Origin of the sequence: Paraglaciecola sp. L1A13 (assembly GCF_009796745.1) — a bacterium.
Classification (GTDB): Bacteria; Pseudomonadota; Gammaproteobacteria; order Enterobacterales; family Alteromonadaceae; genus Paraglaciecola.
In genome coordinates, this window is record NZ_CP047024.1 from 2,568,552 (window position 1) to 2,588,708 (window position 20,157).

Annotated in this window: 22 protein-coding genes; 10 read left to right on the forward strand and 12 right to left on the reverse strand. The window is 40.9% G+C overall.

What is annotated here, in order from left to right:
• Positions 1–223: 223 nt before the first annotated feature.
• Positions 224–1,144: a diguanylate cyclase gene (locus tag GQR89_RS10655; RefSeq protein ID WP_158770027.1), complete on the reverse strand. Its 921-nt coding sequence runs from the start codon at positions 1,142–1,144 to the stop codon at positions 224–226.
• 404 nt (positions 1,145–1,548) lie between these two features.
• Between GQR89_RS10655 and GQR89_RS10660 the strand changes: the two genes are divergently transcribed.
• On the forward strand, positions 1,549–2,547 hold the full coding sequence (locus tag GQR89_RS10660) for a 2-hydroxyacid dehydrogenase (RefSeq protein ID WP_158770028.1): 999 nt from the start codon (positions 1,549–1,551) through the stop codon (positions 2,545–2,547).
• Positions 2,525–3,649 carry a 6-phosphofructokinase gene (locus GQR89_RS10665; protein ID WP_158770029.1) on the forward strand — a complete coding sequence of 375 codons (1,125 nt, stop codon included), beginning with the start codon at positions 2,525–2,527 and terminating at the stop codon, positions 3,647–3,649. The genes GQR89_RS10660 and GQR89_RS10665 overlap by 23 nt, the downstream gene beginning before the upstream one ends.
• Here GQR89_RS10665 and GQR89_RS10670 read toward each other — a convergent pair.
• The 3 genes from GQR89_RS10670 to glgC all read right to left on the reverse strand — a co-directional run bounded on the left by GQR89_RS10670 (position 3,627) and on the right by glgC (position 6,453).
• A complete protein-coding gene (locus GQR89_RS10670; RefSeq protein WP_158770030.1) occupies positions 3,627–3,977 on the reverse strand; it encodes a rhodanese-like domain-containing protein in 351 nt (116 codons plus the stop codon). The two genes, GQR89_RS10665 and GQR89_RS10670, sit on opposite strands and share 23 nt — an antisense overlap.
• A 93-nt stretch (positions 3,978–4,070) precedes the next feature.
• The gene (locus tag GQR89_RS10675; RefSeq protein ID WP_158770031.1) at positions 4,071–4,865 is read right to left on the reverse strand and encodes a helix-turn-helix domain-containing protein; all 795 of its coding nucleotides are present in this window, start codon (positions 4,863–4,865) and stop codon (positions 4,071–4,073) included.
• 268 nt (positions 4,866–5,133) lie between these two features.
• The gene (gene glgC, locus GQR89_RS10680; protein WP_158770032.1) at positions 5,134–6,453 is read right to left on the reverse strand and encodes a glucose-1-phosphate adenylyltransferase; all 1,320 of its coding nucleotides are present in this window, start codon (positions 6,451–6,453) and stop codon (positions 5,134–5,136) included.
• A gap of 537 nt (positions 6,454–6,990) precedes the next feature.
• Between glgC and GQR89_RS10685 the strand changes: the two genes are divergently transcribed.
• Positions 6,991–9,198 (forward strand): response regulator, encoded by a 2,208-nt coding sequence (locus GQR89_RS10685; RefSeq protein ID WP_158770033.1) that lies wholly within the window; start codon positions 6,991–6,993, stop codon positions 9,196–9,198.
• Between the two features lie 11 nt (positions 9,199–9,209).
• On the opposite strand, the gene GQR89_RS10690 is transcribed toward GQR89_RS10685, so the two are convergent.
• The 6 genes from GQR89_RS10690 to GQR89_RS10715 form a co-directional block, all read right to left on the reverse strand.
• Entirely contained in the window at positions 9,210–10,100 is an 891-nt protein-coding gene (locus GQR89_RS10690) for a phospholipase A (protein WP_158772232.1), read from the reverse strand.
• 289 nt (positions 10,101–10,389) lie between these two features.
• Complete coding sequence (locus tag GQR89_RS10695; RefSeq protein ID WP_158770034.1) at positions 10,390–11,487, reverse strand: OmpA family protein; 1,098 nt, start codon at positions 11,485–11,487, stop codon at positions 10,390–10,392.
• Between the two features lie 118 nt (positions 11,488–11,605).
• Complete coding sequence (locus GQR89_RS10700) at positions 11,606–11,812, reverse strand: lipopolysaccharide assembly protein LapA domain-containing protein (protein ID WP_158770035.1); 207 nt, start codon at positions 11,810–11,812, stop codon at positions 11,606–11,608.
• Between the two features lie 131 nt (positions 11,813–11,943).
• Complete coding sequence (locus GQR89_RS10705; protein ID WP_158770036.1) at positions 11,944–12,471, reverse strand: RNA polymerase sigma factor; 528 nt, start codon at positions 12,469–12,471, stop codon at positions 11,944–11,946.
• A gap of 23 nt (positions 12,472–12,494) precedes the next feature.
• Complete coding sequence (locus GQR89_RS10710; RefSeq protein ID WP_158770037.1) at positions 12,495–13,325, reverse strand: mechanosensitive ion channel domain-containing protein; 831 nt, start codon at positions 13,323–13,325, stop codon at positions 12,495–12,497.
• Positions 13,322–13,555, reverse strand: coding sequence for a hypothetical protein (locus tag GQR89_RS10715; protein ID WP_158770038.1), 234 nt, complete (start codon positions 13,553–13,555; stop codon positions 13,322–13,324). Before GQR89_RS10715 ends, GQR89_RS10710 begins: the two co-directional genes overlap by 4 nt.
• A 298-nt stretch (positions 13,556–13,853) precedes the next feature.
• Here GQR89_RS10715 and GQR89_RS10720 point away from each other — a divergent pair, with 298 nt between their 5' ends.
• Positions 13,854–14,927, forward strand: a complete 1,074-nt coding sequence (locus GQR89_RS10720) for a DUF21 domain-containing protein (RefSeq protein WP_158770039.1) — start codon at positions 13,854–13,856, stop codon at positions 14,925–14,927.
• 31 nt (positions 14,928–14,958) lie between these two features.
• On the opposite strand, the gene GQR89_RS10725 is transcribed toward GQR89_RS10720, so the two are convergent.
• The gene (locus GQR89_RS10725; protein ID WP_158770040.1) at positions 14,959–15,108 is read right to left on the reverse strand and encodes a hypothetical protein; all 150 of its coding nucleotides are present in this window, start codon (positions 15,106–15,108) and stop codon (positions 14,959–14,961) included.
• A 121-nt stretch (positions 15,109–15,229) separates the two neighbouring features.
• Between GQR89_RS10725 and bfr (GQR89_RS10730) the strand changes: the two genes are divergently transcribed.
• Positions 15,230–15,709 carry a bacterioferritin gene (bfr, locus tag GQR89_RS10730; protein ID WP_158770041.1) on the forward strand — a complete coding sequence of 160 codons (480 nt, stop codon included), beginning with the start codon at positions 15,230–15,232 and terminating at the stop codon, positions 15,707–15,709.
• Entirely contained in the window at positions 15,709–16,176 is a 468-nt protein-coding gene (gene bfr, locus GQR89_RS10735) for a bacterioferritin (protein WP_158770042.1), read from the forward strand. Before bfr (GQR89_RS10730) ends, bfr (GQR89_RS10735) begins: the two co-directional genes overlap by 1 nt.
• Positions 16,177–16,266: 90 nt before the next feature.
• On the opposite strand, the gene GQR89_RS10740 is transcribed toward bfr (GQR89_RS10735), so the two are convergent.
• On the reverse strand, positions 16,267–16,728 hold the full coding sequence (locus tag GQR89_RS10740) for a hypothetical protein (protein WP_233268943.1): 462 nt from the start codon (positions 16,726–16,728) through the stop codon (positions 16,267–16,269).
• Between the two features lie 239 nt (positions 16,729–16,967).
• Here GQR89_RS10740 and ccoN point away from each other — a divergent pair, with 239 nt between their 5' ends.
• The 4 genes from ccoN to ccoP are packed head-to-tail and all read left to right on the forward strand — an operon-like array spanning position 16,968 to position 20,151.
• A complete protein-coding gene (gene ccoN, locus GQR89_RS10745; protein ID WP_158770043.1) occupies positions 16,968–18,407 on the forward strand; it encodes a cytochrome-c oxidase, cbb3-type subunit I in 1,440 nt (479 codons plus the stop codon).
• Positions 18,408–18,418: 11 nt separating this feature from the next.
• On the forward strand, positions 18,419–19,024 hold the full coding sequence (gene ccoO, locus GQR89_RS10750; RefSeq protein ID WP_158770044.1) for a cytochrome-c oxidase, cbb3-type subunit II: 606 nt from the start codon (positions 18,419–18,421) through the stop codon (positions 19,022–19,024).
• Position 19,025: 1 nt separating this feature from the next.
• Positions 19,026–19,205 carry a cbb3-type cytochrome c oxidase subunit 3 gene (locus GQR89_RS10755; protein WP_158770045.1) on the forward strand — a complete coding sequence of 60 codons (180 nt, stop codon included), beginning with the start codon at positions 19,026–19,028 and terminating at the stop codon, positions 19,203–19,205.
• A complete protein-coding gene (gene ccoP / locus GQR89_RS10760) occupies positions 19,198–20,151 on the forward strand; it encodes a cytochrome-c oxidase, cbb3-type subunit III (RefSeq protein WP_158770046.1) in 954 nt (317 codons plus the stop codon). Before GQR89_RS10755 ends, ccoP begins: the two co-directional genes overlap by 8 nt.
• Positions 20,152–20,157: the final 6 nt, after the last annotated feature.

The window sequence follows — 20,157 nt, forward strand, 5'->3', positions numbered from 1 at the left end:
ATTTCAAATGACTGTTATCAAATAGAATTGTCAGAAGTTAATTGCTAAACAAAAAAAGCGAGACTCGTCACTAAGGTATGATATCGAGGTAGCTTGGCATTTAAACAAGTGCCAATAGCCGACATAAGTAATCAGATGAATTAAATAGGAATTTGTAACGGGTACCGCTGGACTTTGATAGCGTCCAGCGGTGAGGAAGGTACCTATTGTAATAAAATTAGGGTCAGACCGCTTTATTGCGTCCAGTCTGCTTGGCTTTATACAATTTTTTGTCCGCGAGGGAAATTAAGTCCATGCTAAAGTCCTGCTCCGATTCAATAGTAGCAATGCCAACACTGACCGTTAAGAATTTGTGGGGGGATAGTGCGTGGTTAATTTTTAGATCAGCAATACTTTTGATCATTAACCTAGCCACATGATTTGCACCTAGTTCTCCGGTGTCGGGTAGAACACAAACAAACTCTTCGCCCCCATAGCGAGCGACAATGTCCAATGGCCGACGAAGTGTACCTCGAAGATTAAGCGCCACACTTTTTAGTTGGTCATCCGCATATAAATGCCCGTACTGATCATTGAATTGCTTGAAGTAGTCAATGTCGACCATTAACAATGATAAAGACTGTTTAGCACGCTTAGCTTGCGCCTTCTGCTGTAGCACATAATCGTCTAAGTAGCGGCGATTGTAGACGCTCGTTAAGCCATCTACATACGCTAGTTTTTTAAGCAAATCAGCTTGAAATTTAAGGGTTAAGTGGGCCTTTATTCGATTTTTTAACGGCAATGGATTGACGGGTTTAATCATATAATCAATACCGCCCGCCTCCCAACATGCATTTTCTTCTTCTGCGGCCTGTAACGAGGTAATAAATACAACTGGAATATCACTTATGTCGGGCGTATTTTTAATTATTTTACACGTCGCTAGCCCGTCTAATTCCGGCATAACCACATCCATTAAGATAAGATCAGGCGGGTCAGACAAGCAGAGGTCTAGGGCTTCTTGCCCTGATCTAGCAAACGTTAATTGATACAAGCCGCCCAAAATCTGATTGATAACCTGAATATTGATTGGCTGATCATCCACGATTAAAATACTGGCTGATTCTAACGAAACATTGGTCGGACCGGCCTCAGGAAGATTCAAACGTTACTCCTTGATATGCGAAATCATGCATATACTTAATTCTGTGACTATAGCTATAGTTAAAACAAGCAAATTTCGTTCCTGTAATCATAATAAAATTCAATTTTATATAAAAATCATGTAAATAAAATGCTAGATGTTTGATTAGACATATTATTTATCAGTCGTATAATTTTTTCACCTCCAATGCAAACTATTTATAGCAGGACTTCGCTCTATAGTAACGATTAATTATTTAGCATTTATTGCTGTTATCAATAATACACATTGATTAGAGTCTACTAACGATGACAATAGTATTTGGACTATTGCTTTACAAAAATTGTCCATCGTCAATACGTTATGGTGTCTGTTTTTGTAAACTTGCACAGTACTAAAACTTATCACTTGAAAGGACAATGGGAATGAAAATCGCTTTTTTTAACACCAAGGCCTATGACCGGGAGTCTTTCACCCGTGAAAACGAGCATTACCATCATGACATCAGTTTCTTTGAACCACATCTAAGCTTACAAACCGTTAATTTGATAACAGATGAAACTGCGGTGTGCGTATTCATCAACGATTGTTTAGACGCTGAAGTTTTGACGGCATTAAAAGCAAAAGGTGTGCAGTTAATTGCATTACGTTCTGCCGGTTTCAACCATGTAGATTTAGTCGTTGCAGATAATCTTGGGCTTCCAGTAGTCCGTGTGCCTGCGTACTCGCCTTATGCTGTGGCAGAACACGCTGTGGCACTATTAATGACGCTCAATAGACGAGTACACCGTGCACATAATCGTGTACGTGAAGGTGACTTTTCGTTGCATAATCTTATGGGTTACGATGTACATGGCAAAACCGTTGGCGTAATTGGTACCGGCAAAATCGGCCAAGTATTTTGTAAAATTATGCAGGGCTTCGGTTGCCGCGTGGTCGCTTACGATGTTCAACCCAATCCTGAATGTGTTCAAGCTGGCGTGGAGTACCTGCCCTTGGATGAGTTACTTAGCATCAGTGATATTATCTCGCTACACTGCCCCATTAATGAAAGCACTATGCACATTATTGATGAGCAAGCACTCAGTAAAATGAAGCCTACCGTCACCCTCATTAATACCAGCCGGGGTAAGTTAATAGACACTAAAGCCGTTATTCAAGCTCTAAAGGCGCAGCGAATAGGATTACTTGGATTAGATGTTTACGAGGAAGAAGAAGCTATTTTTTATGAAGACTTTTCTTCTAGCGTGATACAAGACGATGTATTTTCACGTCTTCTTACTTTTCCTAATGTGTTGGTGACCTGCCATCAAGCATTCTTTACCCAAGAGGCAATGAAAAAAATCGCTGGGGTAACCTTAGATAACATTAGTCAGTTTGAAACAAGCGGAGTGATACAAAATGGCGTCAAGATCCCAAATTAACGGTTTGCGTGTGGCGGTGTTAACGGGTGGCGGTGATTGCCCAGGATTAAACGCGGCCATTCGCAGTGTGGCCAAAACGCTAATGCTGACCGCAAACGCAGAAATTATTGGTATTGAAGATGGGTTTCTAGGTTTTATTGAGCGCCGGGTGCGCACATTGAGCTATCAAGAATGCAGCGGTATTCAGTCTTTAGGGGGCACTATTATTGGCACAAATAATCGCGCTAACCCCTTTGACTATAAAGGTAAAGATTGCTCAGCACAGGTGAAACAATATTATGATGAGCTTGGTTTAGATGCGCTAGTCGTTATTGGCGGAGATGGTAGTTTGAGTATTGGTTATGAATTAACCAAGCTGGGTATGAATATTGTTGGCGTACCCAAAACCATCGATAATGATTTGATGTGTACGGAACGCACGTTTGGTTTCGATACTGCGGTTAGTATAGTTACTGAAGCAATTGATAGATTACGCACTACAGGGCAGTCTCATAAACGTATAATGATAGTTGAAACAATGGGACGAAACGCCGGCTGGATAGCGCTGCACGGCGGTATTGCTGGTGGAGCTGATAGCATATTAATCCCCGAGCACCCTTATGATATCAAGCAAGTCGCTAAGGTATGCCAAGAACGCATGGGCGCGCTGCACTTTTCAATCGTGGTTGTCGCTGAAGGCGCAAGGCCTGCCGACGGAGATATATGTGTACGTGAAACAATAAGCGATAGCCCAGAACCCAAACGACTTGGTGGTATTGGTGAACAACTAAAGCACGAGCTATCGACTTACGTGGACGCGGAAATTCGTGCCACTACACTCGGGCATACCCAACGTGGAGGCTCACCGACCTCTTTTGATAGGATATTTGCCACTAACCTAGGTAGTTATGCCGCTCGTTTAGTTGCCAGTAAACAGTTTAACTGCGCTGTCATTCTCAAAGGTAATCGGCTTTCACATGTGCCGTTAGAGCGTGTAGCAAATAAGACACGCTTTATTCCAGATGATGATCTTACCCTACAAACCGCAGTTGCCATGGGAATATGTTTTGGCACGAATGCGCTTAAGCATCCAAATATTTCTACGACGAATGAGCCTGAATAATATTCTTTAACTCCCCTGTTATGACATAAACATGGGTATAGCCAATTCTATGTAGCTGCTCTGCACTAAGAGCAGCCCGCACAGCACTGGCACAATGAAGATAAATAGGCCGTGAAAAATCAGGCTCCAGAGCCAACACTTTCATTTCAAGTACGCCACGGGGAATATTAATCGCGCCTGGTACAGACGATTCTTCATGTTCTGTTGGCTCTCGAACATCGATAAGCAGTCCATTGTCTTTATTACGCAACACTGCTGCAGTCTCACTATCAAAGTGCTGAACGTTAAGTTTTATTTGTTCAACAATTTGCGAAAGGGTTTTAGGCATATATTACTCATTAATAGTCATTACAATACAGCTATATTAAAGGATATATTTCCCACAACACAACACCCAATAGCTAGATCCCTATAGCAAGTACTACTGAAGCATGGCATGCGTACTATGTGCCGTTGCATGAAGTAACGCACTATTTTGGCTAATCAACAAACCTGAATCATTAGCCGATTCAACATTGCTCATCAACTGTAATTGAGGGATATCTAACAAAGTGACTTGACGACGTTGCACTTCAATTAACCCTTGTTGTTGCATATTGGTCAGCAAACGACTGATCGTTTCAATTGCCATTCCTAGATAGTTAGCAATATCGATGCGCGTCATACTTAAGGTTAATTGATGACTAGACAATCCGCGCTCTGCCAGGCGGGCTGATAAATCAAGCAAGAAGGCCGCAAGGCGCTGAGAAGATGTCATGCAATGAAAACTCATTGTTTGTTGTTGTTGTACCAATAGGCTTTTGCTCATATTAGATAGCAACTGCTGACGTCCTAACTCAGAACTGGCTAATAAGGCATTAACAGAGTTCAAACTGATATAACATACGCTGCTCGTTTCAAGAAAAGTAATCGTTTGCGCATGCTTGCGCTGAGCGAAACCATCTGCACCAATCAAGTCACCAGGAAAACAAAATTCAACAATTTGCTCTTCAGCGTTTACAGATGATATGCACGCTTTAGCAGAGCCAGAACGCATTATGTACAACGCATTAAATGCATCGCCAGCACAAAACAATTTATCGCCTCGATGATAAATTTTATGAGTCAAGACAGGTATATTGTTTTTATAACCAATTTGCTCGGCATTTTCCGTGCAGTTTCTTGATAGAGCGCAATGTTCACATGTTGGGCTTTGTTTAAAATGTGCTTGAGTCATGCTGGTATCCTTTTGGGCTGAAAGAAAAAGCGTGCGTTACTTTTCATTATAATAGCCAACACCACCTATCATGAGATATGCGGTGTTGTGCGTAAAATATTTCGGTTTATACCTAAAGATATGTATTGCTAGGTTTAGCAGGGATCAAACAAAATGATATTTGTGATTGTACGGATTGACTCAACAGTCCATTAAGCAACAGGCGGAAACAGCAAAATATTACTCGTTACCCTGCCCTTGTTGCTTAACGTTTGGTCTCTATTTTTGATTAAGAATGGAGCTGCTTAGGCAGTTGATACATATTACTGTTTTGCTCCCAAGGGGCATGCTCTCGCAGATTTTGCAACATCGTTTTAGTCACTAATACGATACCATTAAGACTGATACGAAACCCCCTAGCACGGTCTTGATCGTGATCGACGCCTATTTTCATTCCACTTGGAATAGAACACCCCTCAGCAATAATGGCCCTATTGATATCCACATCGCGGCCTATTTCCACGTTAGGCAGAATAACGGATTCATTGATATTACTGTATGAATGCACACGAACATCAAAAAACAACAGTGAACGATCGATGGTTGCGCCTGAAATAATGCATCCGCCAGACACCATAGAGTCCGTGGCGATTCCTCTACGATTCTCATTATTAAAGACGAATTTTGCTGGTGGCGATTGTTTTTGGTATGTCCATATAGGCCAAGATTCATCGTAAATATCAAGCTTAGGCGTGACATCGATGAGATCAATATTGGCTTGCCAAAAAGCATCCAAAGTACCCACATCTTTCCAATAAGGACGCGTTTGCGTAACCGTATCTCTAAAACGGAACGTATGCACTTCACTGTTCGCAATGCATTGGGGCACAATGTCATGACCAAAATCATGCTTCGAATCCAATATCTGTGCATCTTTTTGCAACTCATTGATCAGAAAGTCAGTACTGAATACATATATACCCATTGACGCTAACGCCATAGAAGGATCATCTGGCAGTGAACTAGGATCGGCGGGCTTTTCTCGAAAGTTCATCACTCGCCCCGTATCATCTACTTCCATAACCCCGAATGCATTTGCCGCTTCACTGATGGGAACTTCTATTCCGCCTATGGTTAAATCAGCTCCGCTTTGCACATGCTGAGCCAGCATGTCGGCATAATCCATTTTATAAATATGATCCCCCGCAAGAACAAGCACATATTTAGACGCTTGTTCTTCAATAAATGCAATATTTTGGAATAGCGCATCTGCAGTGCCTTGATACCAACTGGTTGAGCATTGCTGTGTGGCGGGCAGTAATTCAACAAATTCTCCCATATCTCGATTCAAGTGGCTCCAACCTTGAGATAAATGGCGCAGTAAAGAATGCGCTTTGTATTGAGTGACAATACCGATTTGTTTAATCCCTGAATTGACACAATTTGATAACGAGAAATCGACGACTCGAAATTTTCCTCCGAAATGCAGTGCTGGTTTAGATTGACTCTCTGTTAATTCACACAGTCTTGTACCTTTTCCCCCTGCGAGCACTAATGCCAATGTGTCCTTAGTTAGTTGACTAACGTACCTAGATGTTGCAGTAACCATTTAGAGACCTCCATTAATTTTGCTAAAACGCACCATTTATAAGGTAAGGCTTTAATTATTAAACCACCTACTTAGCGCTTAAAACACTAGGATATCAATCAGGCTAATCGAAAAATTGACCTTCATCATCAAATTAGCTTTTTAGTCAAATAACCTGAAAAATACATATAGAAAAAACACTATATATGGATAAATTTATTTACCCAACAGTTGATTCTAAAACTGCGTTTAACATAAAATAAAATTTGACGCTATGTTGTTGCTTTTGCGCAATAAATTACGCCTAAAGTTGAAGAGATAAAATGTAAAAAAAGATTACAATTGTAATTGACTAATAAGCGAAAGGCTTTTAACAGATCTATCCAATCACTTTTTGACTTGGATTTTTAATCCAACGTGCTTTGAGCAACTTAGTGCCTGTTTTCTTCAAACCCAAGAAGTTGGGGAAATTATCGCTGCTTTTATGGCCAGATTCATATCGCGCGGTTAACTCAAGGAACAATGCTACAAATGAAGACCAAACGATAGGAGCATACAGTGAACATTCAACGGATCGTTAAACGTAAAATCAGGCGTTGTTACCTCGTCTATTTCACTATTACGCTAACTTTAATATCGCTTCTTTGGTTGTACCTGTTTTCAAGTGCACAAGAGCAGTCTAATGCACAGCGCCTTTATAATATATCCAGTCAGCAAACCTCATTGGTGCACAATATTGCGGTGAATTTATTGCGTTATAACCATCTCGAGAGTTCTCAAGAAAAAGTTACACTTAGACGAAAAACCACGGTTTTAATAAAATTACTCGAAGAAAACCATACTTACCTTGCCCACACAGCATTGCCTAAAACGGTCTTTGCTGAGCAAAAATCTTCTTTATATGACCTTTTTAATGGAGATGAGGTTAACGTTAATACGCTTACCACTAAATTCTTTCGCTACGCTCAAGATGTGCTCGAGATAAATTCTACCACGGCTAATATTACTAACAGTATTTTACCCGACGCATATTATGCACTCACTAAGCGGTTATCTATGGCTGAGATCCAATTTCAGCACAATTTATTGCAAGGTAACCATAATATGTTCGAGGTCAGCATAATTGCCAGTATCGTCAGCTTATTGCTGCTTATTATCACCGTCATTGTCATCATCAACCCTATTGAAAAATTATTATTTAGATTTATTGATAGATTTATCAATAACACCAAACATACCCTGCATGTAGACCGCCTCGCGGGCATGGCGAGTAAGTCTAAATCTCAGTTTTTATCCAATATGAGTCATGAACTGCGTTCGCCTATCAGCGGTATGTTTGGCATGGTAGAACTGGCCCAACAAGAACGCGATCCGGCAAAACAACACGCTTACTTGCAAAAAGCGCAAAAATCTGGACATCAGTTGTTATCACTGGTGGATGAAATTCTCGATATCTCCCGTATCGAAGCAAAAGTTTTGACCTTTGAATATATTGAATTTGAATTAATTAAAGTGCTAGATAATGTTATATCGCCCGTGACTTCAAGCGCAGGGAAAAAAGGCTTGGAGTTCTATTTCGATTCCCCTAGTACGTTACCTGACTTTGTAGTGGGTGACCCTATGCGGTTGTCTCAGGCATTGCGTAATATTCTTAACAATGCGGTCAAATTCACCGTCGATGGACGCATTTCAGTTAGTATTGAATTAGCTATCGTAGATAAAAAATACCTATTGCATATTTTTGTCAGTGATACCGGTATCGGCATCGAGGAAGACCATCATCATTGGGTCTTTGACAAGTTTACCCAAATCACTATCGGTGAGAATGGCTCTGTTAGCGGAGCTGGTTTAGGCCTAACTATCGCCAAGGAGTTCGCTGAAGGTATGGGAGGAAGCCTGACGCTTAGCAGCGTCATTGGAAAAGGCAGTACCTTTAAGTTATCTGTTCCGCTTGGTAAAAGTGATAAAAAAACAGAAGATATGAGTAAAAAGAATGCCCATAGTAAGACCATCAAATTTGCCGTCATTGATGATTTAGAAACGAGCCGATTATATATTTCCAGTATTCTTCGCAACGAAAATTTCGAAGTGGATGTATTTGAATCAGCAAGCAAATTTTTATTGAAGAAAGACGCGATTCTCGACTATGCAGGCCTGATAATCGACATACATATGCCTGGGTTTAACGGTTACGAATTGGCCGAAACTATTCAGGCCATGTTTGATAAAAGCACCCCACCCTTTATCTTTGTTTCAGCGTCTCCTGAATCAATAAATCAGGAAAAAATTAAGTTTGTTGATGTTTGGCAAGCTTTTGCTAAACCATTGGATAAAAATCTTTTTATCGATTCGATCCGCATTTTAGCCAACAAAAATATTTTAAAAACGGAAGCGTTTAAGCCTGCCAAAGTACTATTGGTAGAAGATGAACCAATCAATGCTGAGGTCGTTAAGACCATGTTAGAAAGCAGTGGGCATGAAGTCGAAGTCGCTAATACTGGTTCGCTAGCAATTGAACTGGCAATAACTAAAAAATTCGATTTAATCTTAATGGATATTAACTTACCGGATATAAGTGGCATCGAAACCACCAGGGTTATTAGGGCTAAGGGTGTGCAGGCGGAAATCGTCGCGCTAACTGGCAACGCCTACGAAGAAGATAAACTAAGAACGAAAGAGGCAGGCATGGCCTATCACTTAGTGAAGCCCGTTATGTATCATGAGTTAAATAACGTGATAAAACTGGCGCTACGCGCGCCAGAATAGGTTGACCTAAATTATAACCAATTAGTTAATTTAACACCTATGCCTAAACGTTCTGTGTGATGGTTATAATATATTAAGCTTTCTCCGTAGCCATTAAAGTACTCAATGTAGCCACGCAAGTGTTTGGTAATCGGAAAGGTCCAGCCTAACTGAATAGCTCCGCGATTTTCACTTCTGAAGTTATTTCTAAAGATTAGCTCTAGTGTTTGGTGGTCTGAAATATTCCACAAGCCCCCTATTTCACCATACCCCATATAGCGCTCAATAAATGGGTTGTCATCACCACTTGAATCATCTGGCGTTATTTTCTGATCTTCTGGGATGCGCCACCAAGTCCGCAGACCCCAAGTAACATTGGCATTTTGCGCAAAGGTTACACCGCCAATGATTCGATTCCAACTGCGGGATAAATCTCCTGTTTGACCATTAGACTGGTGGTTTAATGAAACATACGTTTGCTCGATTGGCAGGCCAAGAAGTGACCATGTCCGACTATAGTTAAAAATAATTTCTGGTTCGTAGTTAGTTTCTCTAAAAGGCGCCGATATTTCACCGTTATACGCTTGCCAATAACTTATCGCAGTAAAGGCAACTTGCACATCTAGCCCATCCCACATAAGGTTTTCGACAGCCAAATACTTTAGCGATATTTGAAATTTTGCTTCGCTATCTTGATACTTTTCGGCTTTTGAATCCCCAACATAGGGACGTTTACTGATATTCGCAAACGTAATCGGTAGAAGGTAGTTTGGTTTGTGAGGCAATAATGCAAATGGATTCAATGACGCGCGGTGTTCAAGGCGGTCCCGTTTGCGCACTCTGTTATCATTGTTGCTTGAACAAATAGCACGTAACTCACCTAATGTGATGCTATCGTCAGAAAGCTCAATTTGTTTGAGCATGCATTGCTCGATGGTTTTTTGGCCTGTCCCCAACTGTTGGGCGATGGCGCCTGCCGATGTGAACGCGAGCGCACATGAAAGCGTATAATTTATGATTGGTTGCACATGAAATACCTGAGTAAAGTTATCTACCTAAAAACATTATCTTGCAGGTATCACCTGCTTGTACCAGTGTTCAGCATACTTGAGCATAAATATTATGCCATAAAAAAGGCACTCATATGAGTGCCTTAGATAAGAAGATGGTCTTCGCATTCACTGATAAAAACAGTAAAGACGAATAAAAAGACTATTTTGTGATGGCTATTTTTACTGTTGCCGTTACATACGCTTCGATACGACGGTTTTTCTGATTGGCTTGAGGCGTATTAGCGTTATCTAATAACTTCGTTTCGCCATAACCAACCGCTTCTAGACGTGAGCCTTCAATGGTGTATTTTTCCATCAAATATTCACGTACTGCATTTGCACGTTCAACAGACAACTTCATGTTGTATTCGTCGGTGCCAGGTGCAGATGCATAACCTTCGATAACTGCATCTGTACTGCCATAACGACGCATAAAATCAACAAAATCTTCAACGCTGGCCACATCAATGTTTTTCACCTTGCTCGAGTTATTATCGAACAATATTTTCAATGACATCGTCAATGACTCTTCGGTAAAGACACTACAGCCCTTAGCATCAACTTTATCGTTTATAGGCGTATTGGCACACTGGTCCATTGTGTCAGCTACACCATCATTATCACTATCGATACTAAGTGCACAGCCATCAGAGTTTACTGCCACCCCATATGGCGTGTTCGGGCAAAGATCGCGTTGGTCGATAACACCATCTTTATCTGAATCTTTGCTAACGTTTTGTGAACCTGAATTACCAAAGCTATAAGCCACACCTAATTTTGCACTGTATTCAGGGTTGCCTTGACCGAAGTCATAATAACCAGCAAGCTCAGTGACTACTTTCCATTTATCATTTAACGTCCAGTGCGCACCTAAACCTAAATCAGCCATGCGATAGCTTTCATCTAAATGTTGGTTCTTCAAACCACCAAAGATGTAATAGTTACTCTGGTCAATAAAATAAAGGGCATCGACACCGATACGTTCGCCGGTAATGTTACCGCTGCCACGTTCTGCATCTAGGTCAAGTTTGGCGAACTCGAAACGAAAACCCCAATCAGGATTTAGCTTCATACCAATTTCCGCGCCCCACCCCATTCCACTGTCGTAAGCGGTATTTGGTTCGAATTTCTCTGGGTAAACTGAGTAATACTCACCAAAGAGTGCGCCCCAGATTTCTTTTTCTGATGACTCTTGAGCATTGGCAAACGAACCTATGAAGGCAAGAGATACAGCGAGTGCAAGTGTGTGTTTCTTCATTTTATTCTCCATTAAATATTTATGATTTTTTATATTATTAGTTTCGCTCACAGCGAGGGCATTTAAGCGAATAATTTGATCAATAGACGAGGCCCTAGCAAAATTAGTCACATTATTTTTATTTATTTTTCCCCGGCAGCAATTTTCTAAATGGAACCAAAGCGCCGATCACTATCCCTATTAATAATGTGCTTAAAATAAGGAGTAAACGCGGCATAGAGAAATCCCAAAATAGGAAGCTTACATAATCTAATTGCATATTTTGTAGGACGAAAATCACAAACAAAACGGCTAGTGCTAGATAAGCATATTGTCTTTTACTCATTGGTTATTCCTTCGAAAATGCGCACATATGCGCTCACATAACGTTATTAGCTAATAGACGTTAGGTATTTTGATAAAGTCACATTCTGAAGGTTATTTAGATAAATATTTGTGCTGAGGTGATTAGGGCGGCTAAAGAGAAACTTCTGATTTTACTTTATCAAGGGCACGGTAGTAACGCATTTTACTGGCACTTAGCGCTAAACCTAATTGCGCGCTAATTTCTTCGAAAGAACATTCCAACACGGCTTTCATTACCACTATTTCTCTGTCAACAGGGTCGAGATTCACCAGCATTTTCTCTGTAGCACCAAGATCTAGCTCTTCTTCTGTTTCTGGCTCTTCCTGATTTAATAGATGACTAATATCGTCGACTCGCTTCTTTTCACGTAAGACGTCCATGGCCGTATTACGTGCAATGGTCACAACCCAAGGGAAAAATTTATCGTGCTCTTTCAGTTGCTCTAATTTATGCCACGCAGTCATAAACGTATCTTGCAAAACATCATCGACTAAAGAGGGGTTGTACGATACTTTCGCCGCAATATAGGCTGCTATTTTAGCTTGATAGCGGCCATACAATTTAGCAAACGCCAACGATGCATCGCCGCGGCGCTGCAAAGTACGTTTAACTAATTGAATATCTGTTAGATGCTGCAAATCAGTCAAACCTTACATTATTGCTAATGTATGGTCAGGCCGTCTAAAAATGATTTATTGTCGATGACCTTTAAGGTTTCATCATTGGCACGGATAATCGTCACCACCGCAGTAATTTCGACGATTTCACCTTTGATACCGGCTTTAGTCGTAACGGTATCCCCTACTTTCACAGTATCTGATACGTATAAAGAGTAAATAATATTTTGCGAAGCTTCGCGACTACCCAAACCTAAAGATATCGCAGTGCCAACCCCGAGCGTTGCCAGTGCAATAGCAATAATAGTATCCAGCAGCACCGTATCAATATCTAGCTGGTTGATGGTCAAAGACAGCGTTAAAATCGCAACCAAGCCATACGCTGCTTTCGATAGCGGACGAGCGAAATCAAAATCAGCCGCTTTAGCTGCATTGAAAATAGCATTTTTAATCAGATTAGCCGCGGCGAGACCAAACAGCAAAATAAGTGTCGCAGCAATGATTTTAGGAATGAAACGTAGGAACTGATCCATTGTTTCGCCTAACTGTGATAGGCCCAGAGAGTCGGCAGCGGTCACAATAAAAATTAAAAAGGTTATCCAGAAAATAAGCATCGCTAAGGTACTTGAAACCGAAACTTGGCTACCGAACTTCGAAAGTTGCTGGTCTATACCTGTGGCTTTTGCAAGCTTATCTAGCCCCACTTTTTTCAATATAGAAAATACCGCAAAACGCAGGACTCTAGATATAAAATAACCAACCAGCAATATAATGGCTGCGGCAAATAGTGAGGGTATAAACGCGGCAACTTCCGCTAATAAGGTAGCAAGCGAACCCGAAACCGCTTCAAACCAGATACTGATGTTTTCGTTCATTGGGGTTTAACCTTTTTCTTTAAGAGTTTTTTACTGTGGCTCATCATTAAAGGGGCAAATAGAGTCAATAGCATAGAAAAAACACCGTGTACGCCAAGACGAACGAACTCTTTCGATTTTTCTTGTTTAAATACTTTTGCGGCTAGTGCCTCTGGTTCTGGGAGGATCTGATTGGACAGCACTTCCTCAGCGAGTTTTCGCTCAAACTCCTGATAATTCTCTTTACTCATGTATTTTCTCCTATTGGAAAGAGCATGTTGATAAGCGTTCCCATCAAAATGGATACTATCATTTGATGTTTACTTAAATACTGGACGGCCAACGGGTCTAGAAAGTCACATTATTAACGGTAAATTTTTTAATATCGTTACTCATTTACAAAATTACGTGAATAAGAATGACAAATGTGTGACTTTCTATTGTTTAATCACGTCTTATCTTAGCAATGTATGCATGCATGCAAGGTAAATTCTGTGTTCGAATATATAATAAAATTAAAAGCTTAGCTTCTTACTTACGAGAAATAACATGACTGTAGATATATTAATTTGGTTGGGAATAGCGTTTTGTGTGACTCAGTCAGCTATTTTTTCTGGTTTAAACTTAGCCTTCTTTAGCCTAAGTCGCTTGCAATTAGATGTGGAGGCCAAACAAGGTAATGCAAACGCGGCGGTGATCCTATCCATGCGCGAAGACTCTAACTTTTTACTTTCAACCATTTTATGGGGCAATGTATCAATTAACGTGCTGCTGACGTTATTGTCTGACTCCGTATTGGCTGGCATGTATTCGTTTATGTTTTCTACGATAGTCATTACATTTCTAGGTGAGATTTTCCCACAAGCCTACTTTTCACGTAATGCATTGCAAGTGGCGTCTAAACTGACTCCTATTATTCGTTTCTATCAGGTATTGCTATTTATTGTGGCGAAACCAACGGCGTTAATTTTAGACGGTTGGCTAGGTCGTGAAGGTATTACTTATTTTCGAGAGAAAGAATTAACCGCTATTATTAATGCCCATATCGAAGCTGATGAGACAGATGTTGAGCATGTGCAAGGTGTAGGCGCCCTTAACTTTTTGCAGATAGATAACATCACCGTAAATGAAGAAGGCGAAGTGATTGATCCTAAAAGCATGTTAACCATGCCCTGCAAACTCGATTTGCCCCTATTACCGGAACAAGGTAGTGAAGGTTTTACTGACTTCGTTGATGCGGTAAATGCGTCAGGTCATAAATGGGTTCTGCTACTCGATGAGCAGAAAAATCCGTTGCTTATGTTAGATGCTGATGGATTTATCCGCGCAACGTTAGTCGACAATGCTCCTTGCGACCCTTACAGCTTCTGCCATCGCCCCCTTATCATTGAAGATGAAAATTGTACCTTAGGCGATGCCATGCAACGTTTGAAGATTACGCAGGACATTGACGCCAGTTCTGATGAAGTACTGCACGCAGACGTTATAGTCGTTTGGTCTTCCCATTCACCTCGCTTAATCACAGGCGCCGATATATTAGGCCGATTACTCAAAGGAATTGGACGCCCCTCTTCACCTATTGATGCGCTGGAACAAAAAGTGAAAGAGGCATCGGCTGATTAAGGCACCGTTGCCTTCGGGCTACACTGTTATTCTAATATCTGATTGCATTATCGCACTGATATTCCTTGCCAGCACAAGGGTCATCAGTGCTCACTACCTCGTCGATAAACGCTTGTTGCAAAGGTAAAGTTTTAAAGGCATTAAGAACTAAGGCGCGATCATCAACTATTCTCATTTCCATTCGCTATCTATATGAAATAAAAGCTTTTTTTGATTTAACTAAGTTTGTAATCTATACTCGTCGAATTAGTTGATAGATAAGCCAAATGCGTGCTTATTAGAGTTTGTTTATAGGTGAAATTATGCTGCGCAGTAAAAAAGTCATATCTGCTTTAAATGAGGTGTTAACCGGCGAACTCACGTCGATTAACCAGTATTTTCTGCATGCTAGAATGTATAAAAATTGGGGCTTAAACGCCTTGGACAAAAAGTGTTATAAAAAGTCCATCAAAGATATGAAACAAGCCGACGCGGTCATTGAACGAATACTTTTTTTACAGGGGCTGCCGAACTTACAAATGCTCGGTAAATTGCTTATTGGCGAAGAAACCGAAGAAATGCTGCAATGTGATATGACATTTCAGTTGGCTCAGATCCCCGTTTTAAAAAACGCCATTAGCTTGTGCGAACAAGAACAGGATTATGTCTCCCGCGAATTGTTAGAAGATATTTTAGAATACGAAGAAGACCATTTAGATTGGTTAGAAACTCAGCAATATCAAATTTCGAATATGGGCTTACAGAACTATCTTCAAGCTCAAGTTATTGAAGGAGAAGCCTAATGCAAGGTAAAAGTAATGTTATATCGGGTTTAAATGCCCTGCTCGCTTATGAACTGGCAGCCATGGATCAATACTTTGTACATTCTCAAATGTATCTAGATTGGGGCTTGCATAAACTTTATGAACGCATTAATCATGAATTTGACGATGAAAAAGGCCATGCAACTAAACTGATAGAACGGATATTGTTTCTTGAAGGTACACCAAACATGGTTGACCGTGATGGGCTAATTATCGGTACCGACGTACCTTCTATGCTTGAAAGCGATTTGCGGGTTGAGTATGTGGTGGGTGATAAACTCAAAGAAGTGATTGCTGTAGCTGAATCAGAGCAAGACTACGTTACACGCGACATATTGATGGTGTTATTGGATGATACCGAAGTGGATCATGCCCACTGGTTAGAGCAACAACTCGGCCTAATCAAGCGTATTGGATTGTCTAACTATTTGCAGTCACAAATGTAAATTTTGTTTAATGATGTATAAAAACGCCTAACCAGCTTGCTGATTAGGCGTTTTTTTATACTTATTTTTTATCAAGTTAAGCAAATCTAATTAATAATGTGTGTCAAAGTTAAAAAACAACCGCTTCTCGTCTAACGTAGCCGGATTAACAAAAAGTAAAACTAACTGCCAACGCATATCTCGCTCACTGCATGCCCCTAAGAAAAAAAGATATTTAGCAGTTGTCATACCATCTTCGGTTGAGGAGGCTGTATTAATCAAAGCTGTTTGGCCCATATACATATTGATGCCTTGAATATAACTCTGCTGCAAGGTGTACTGACTGGGATAAGCCAGTTCGATATTTATTTCCTCTTCCACTTCAGCTGTTCGTAAAAGACGCCCACTAAAATCCAGTCCTTGTATTGAAACAACGCAAGTTTGCGTTTCGAACAACTGACACTGTGTTCCTTTTTGTTGCTGAACATTTTTGACGGAATATAGGTAAGTAAAACATATTAATAATAAAATTAAGGCGAATGGCCAAAAACGAGCAATAATTAAACGATTCAAGAGCAGCTAATTTAGTAACTTGATTTGAATCAATTTTGCAATATAGAAACTGAGCTTACAAGTGAGTTTGTGCCTATCTTTTTGAGCATATTTTGATTATTATACGTGGGTTAATAACATGCTAATTTTGCGTATGGGTATAGATAACTTCGGTTAATGTGCACATACACAAAACCAACATGTTTTAGGACACACACGAGATACTCATACATCCTTATTGAAGTGGAAGATTCATTAAAATGAGCGAAGCTATTCAAGTACACCCTGAGTACAACTACAAAGTTGTGCGTCAGTTTGCAGTTATGACGGTCGTCTGGGGCATCATTGGCATGTCGTTAGGCGTGTTTATTGCAGCCCAATTATATTGGCCAGCCTTAAATTTCGATACACCTTGGTTAACGTTCTCACGTTTGAGACCATTACACACTAACGCGGTCATTTTCGCGTTCGGTGGCTGTGCATTGATGGCAACCTCATTTTATGTGGTTCAGCGTACCTCTCAGGTACGTTTATTCAGTGATAAGTTGGCTTCGTTTACCTTTTGGGGTTGGCAAGCTGTCATTCTTTCGGCTGTTGTTACCCTTCCAATGGGATTAACATCAACTAAAGAATATGCAGAATTAGAATGGCCAATCGATATTATGATTGCCTTAGTCTGGTCTGCTTATATGATCAACTTCTTCGGCACTATGATTATCCGAAAGGTGTCGCATATTTATGTTGCCAACTGGTTCTTTGGTGCATTTATATTAACCGTATTAGTCCTGCATGTTGGTAACAGCATGGTAGTGCCAGTATCGCTGTTTAAATCGTATTCGATTTATGCTGGGGCAGTAGATGCCATTATGCAGTGGTGGTACGGACATAACGCGGTAGGCTTCTTCTTAACAGCTGGTTTCTTAGGGATGATGTATTACTTTGTGCCTAAACAAGCGGGTCGCCCAGTTTATTCTTATCGTTTATCAGTCGTGCATTTCTGGGCACTGATTTCACTGTATATTTGGGCTGGTCCTCACCATTTACATTACACTGCTTTACCAGATTGGACTCAATCTGTCGGCATGGTTATGTCAATTATCTTATTCGTTCCTTCTTGGGGCGGTATGATAAACGGCATCATGACGCTATCAGGTGCATGGCATAAGCTTCGCACTGACCCTATATTACGTTTCTTAGTGGTTTCACTGTCGTTTTACGGTATGTCGACTTTTGAAGGCCCTATGATGGCAATCAAAACGGTTAATGCGCTTTCTCATTATACTGATTGGACTATCGGTCACGTTCACTCTGGTGCGCTAGGTTGGGTTGCGATGGTATCGATTGGTTCTATTTACCACTTGATCCCCGTATTGTTCAATAAACCTAAAATGCACAGCATCTATCTAATCAATGTTCACTTCTGGTTGGCGACAATTGGCGTGGTGTTGTACATCGTCGCAATGTGGATGTCAGGTGTATTGCAGGGTCTAATGTGGCGCGCAGTTAACGCTGATGGCACATTAACCTATAGCTTTGTGGAAGCGTTAGAGGCTTCTAAACCTTTCTACTTCGTACGCTTTGTAGGCGGTATATTTGTAGTTGTTGGCATGCTTATCATGGCTTACAACTGCTACATGACAATCCGCTCTAAGTCTGAAGAAGAAACATCTCCTTTAGACGCCGAAGTACAACCAGCGTAGGAATAGTTTAGATGAAAAACGCACATGAGTTAGTAGAAAAAAACGTTGGTTTATTGACCATTTTAATCCTGGTAGCCATTAGTTTTGGCGCTATGGTTGAAATTACTCCGTTAATGTTTCAACAACAAACAATGAAACCTGTAGATGGACTTGAGCCCTATACTGCCCTGCAAATGGAAGGTCGTGATATCTATATTCGCGAAGGTTGTGTTGGCTGCCATAGCCAGATGATCCGTCCATTTCGTGCCGAAACTGAACGTTATGGCCATTACTCTGTGGCAGGCGAATCAGTTTGGGAACATCCATTCCTTTGGGGTTCTAAACGCACCGGACCTGACTTAGCACGTGTTGGTGGTCGCTATAGTGACGAATGGCACCGTGTTCATTTAAGAAATCCGCGTGACGTGGTACCTGAATCAAACATGCCTGGTTTCCCTTGGTTGTTTGAAAACCAACTGACAGGCGACCTGACCGCTAAAAAACTAGCTGTATTTCGTGATTTTGGTGTTCCTTACACCGATGAAGATATTGCGGGAGCTAAAACAGCAGTTGAAGGTAAATATGAGATTGATGCACTGGTTGCATACTTGCAGTCTCTTGGAACAGCGTTGAAGTAATATGGATTACGCAATCACTGGAACCATATTTACCTTAGTCGTGTTTATTGTATTTATAGGTATTGTTATTTGGGCCTACAGTAAAAAATCAAAAAAAGGCTTCGACGAAGCCGCTAATTTGATTTTTGCTGATGAGGACAAGGACAAAAAAGAAAAGCGGGAGTCAGGCACACATGAGTAGCTTTTGGAGCATATGGATCACAGTTATTACACTGGGAACAATTATTGGATGTTTTTTGTTATTGCGTTGGTGTTTAAGTAACCAAACAGGCGTAGCCGAAGGCGATGACATGCATCATGAATTTGATGGCATCATTGAGATCAATAATCAGCTGCCACGTTGGTGGACGATTATGTTTTACGCCACTATTGTTTGGGGTTTCTTGTACTTTCTGCTTTACCCTGGTTTGGGTAGTTTTGAAGGTTTGCTTGGTTGGAAAAGTTCAAACCAAGATATCCGTTCATTAGCGGAGTCGGACGCAGCGCGCATTGCAGCAAAAGAAAATGGTGAAATTGTGCAATATGACCGTGAATTAGATTTTGCGGAAGAACGTTTTGCACCTATTTTTGCAGCCTATGCTAAGCAACCAATTGAAAAATTGGCCCATGATCCCGAAGCACTCAAAGTTGGTCAGCGTTTGTTTAGTCAAAACTGCTCTCAGTGTCACGGTTCAGATGCACGTGGTCAGCGAGGCTTCCCTAACTTAACAGATAATGACTGGTTATATGGCGGTACGCCTGCCAAGATAACCGAAACCTTGACCCTAGGCCGTCAGGCTGCCATGCCAGCTCAGCTTGCTTCAATGGGTGAGCAAGGCATAGAGGAAGTCGCTGCTTACGCATTAAGCCTAAGTGGTCGTCAAGTTGATCCCGATTTAGCGGAAAAAGGTAAAGCCCGTTTCGCCATCTGTTCAGCTTGTCATGGTCCAGATGGTAAAGGTAACCAATTAGTTGGTGCACCTAATTTAACGGATAACATCTGGTTATACGGTGGCAGTCATAAAGCCGTAACTGAAACGTTAACTTATGGTCGTAACGGTGTAATGCCATCTTTCAAGAAAACCTTGGGCGATGAAAAAATTCACTTGGTTGCAGCATATGTTTACAGTTTATCGCAAGATAAGTAACCTCGT

Excerpts from the sequence above, each read along its gene's own strand:
- bfr (WP_158770041.1), top strand. The coding sequence starts at position 15,230 with ATGCTGCGCAGTAAAAAAGTCATATCTGCTTTAAATGAGGTGTTAACC.
- GQR89_RS10675 (WP_158770031.1), bottom strand. The coding sequence starts at position 4,865 with ATGACTCAAGCACATTTTAAACAAAGCCCAACATGTGAACATTGCGCT.
- GQR89_RS10710 (WP_158770037.1), bottom strand. The coding sequence starts at position 13,325 with ATGAACGAAAACATCAGTATCTGGTTTGAAGCGGTTTCGGGTTCGCTT.
- glgC (WP_158770032.1), bottom strand. The coding sequence starts at position 6,453 with ATGGTTACTGCAACATCTAGGTACGTTAGTCAACTAACTAAGGACACA.
- GQR89_RS10725 (WP_158770040.1), bottom strand. The coding sequence starts at position 15,108 with ATGGAAATGAGAATAGTTGATGATCGCGCCTTAGTTCTTAATGCCTTT.
- ccoN (WP_158770043.1), top strand. The coding sequence starts at position 16,968 with ATGAGCGAAGCTATTCAAGTACACCCTGAGTACAACTACAAAGTTGTG.
- ccoO (WP_158770044.1), top strand. The coding sequence starts at position 18,419 with ATGAAAAACGCACATGAGTTAGTAGAAAAAAACGTTGGTTTATTGACC.
- GQR89_RS10700 (WP_158770035.1), bottom strand. The coding sequence starts at position 11,812 with ATGAGTAAAAGACAATATGCTTATCTAGCACTAGCCGTTTTGTTTGTG.
- GQR89_RS10690 (WP_158772232.1), bottom strand. The coding sequence starts at position 10,100 with ATGCTCAAACAAATTGAGCTTTCTGACGATAGCATCACATTAGGTGAG.
- GQR89_RS10695 (WP_158770034.1), bottom strand. The coding sequence starts at position 11,487 with ATGAAGAAACACACACTTGCACTCGCTGTATCTCTTGCCTTCATAGGT.
- GQR89_RS10665 (WP_158770029.1), top strand. The coding sequence starts at position 2,525 with ATGGCGTCAAGATCCCAAATTAACGGTTTGCGTGTGGCGGTGTTAACG.
- GQR89_RS10720 (WP_158770039.1), top strand. The coding sequence starts at position 13,854 with ATGACTGTAGATATATTAATTTGGTTGGGAATAGCGTTTTGTGTGACT.
- GQR89_RS10715 (WP_158770038.1), bottom strand. The coding sequence starts at position 13,555 with ATGAGTAAAGAGAATTATCAGGAGTTTGAGCGAAAACTCGCTGAGGAA.
- ccoP (WP_158770046.1), top strand. The coding sequence starts at position 19,198 with ATGAGTAGCTTTTGGAGCATATGGATCACAGTTATTACACTGGGAACA.
- bfr (WP_158770042.1), top strand. The coding sequence starts at position 15,709 with ATGCAAGGTAAAAGTAATGTTATATCGGGTTTAAATGCCCTGCTCGCT.
- GQR89_RS10670 (WP_158770030.1), bottom strand. The coding sequence starts at position 3,977 with ATGCCTAAAACCCTTTCGCAAATTGTTGAACAAATAAAACTTAACGTT.
- GQR89_RS10660 (WP_158770028.1), top strand. The coding sequence starts at position 1,549 with ATGAAAATCGCTTTTTTTAACACCAAGGCCTATGACCGGGAGTCTTTC.
- GQR89_RS10755 (WP_158770045.1), top strand. The coding sequence starts at position 19,026 with ATGGATTACGCAATCACTGGAACCATATTTACCTTAGTCGTGTTTATT.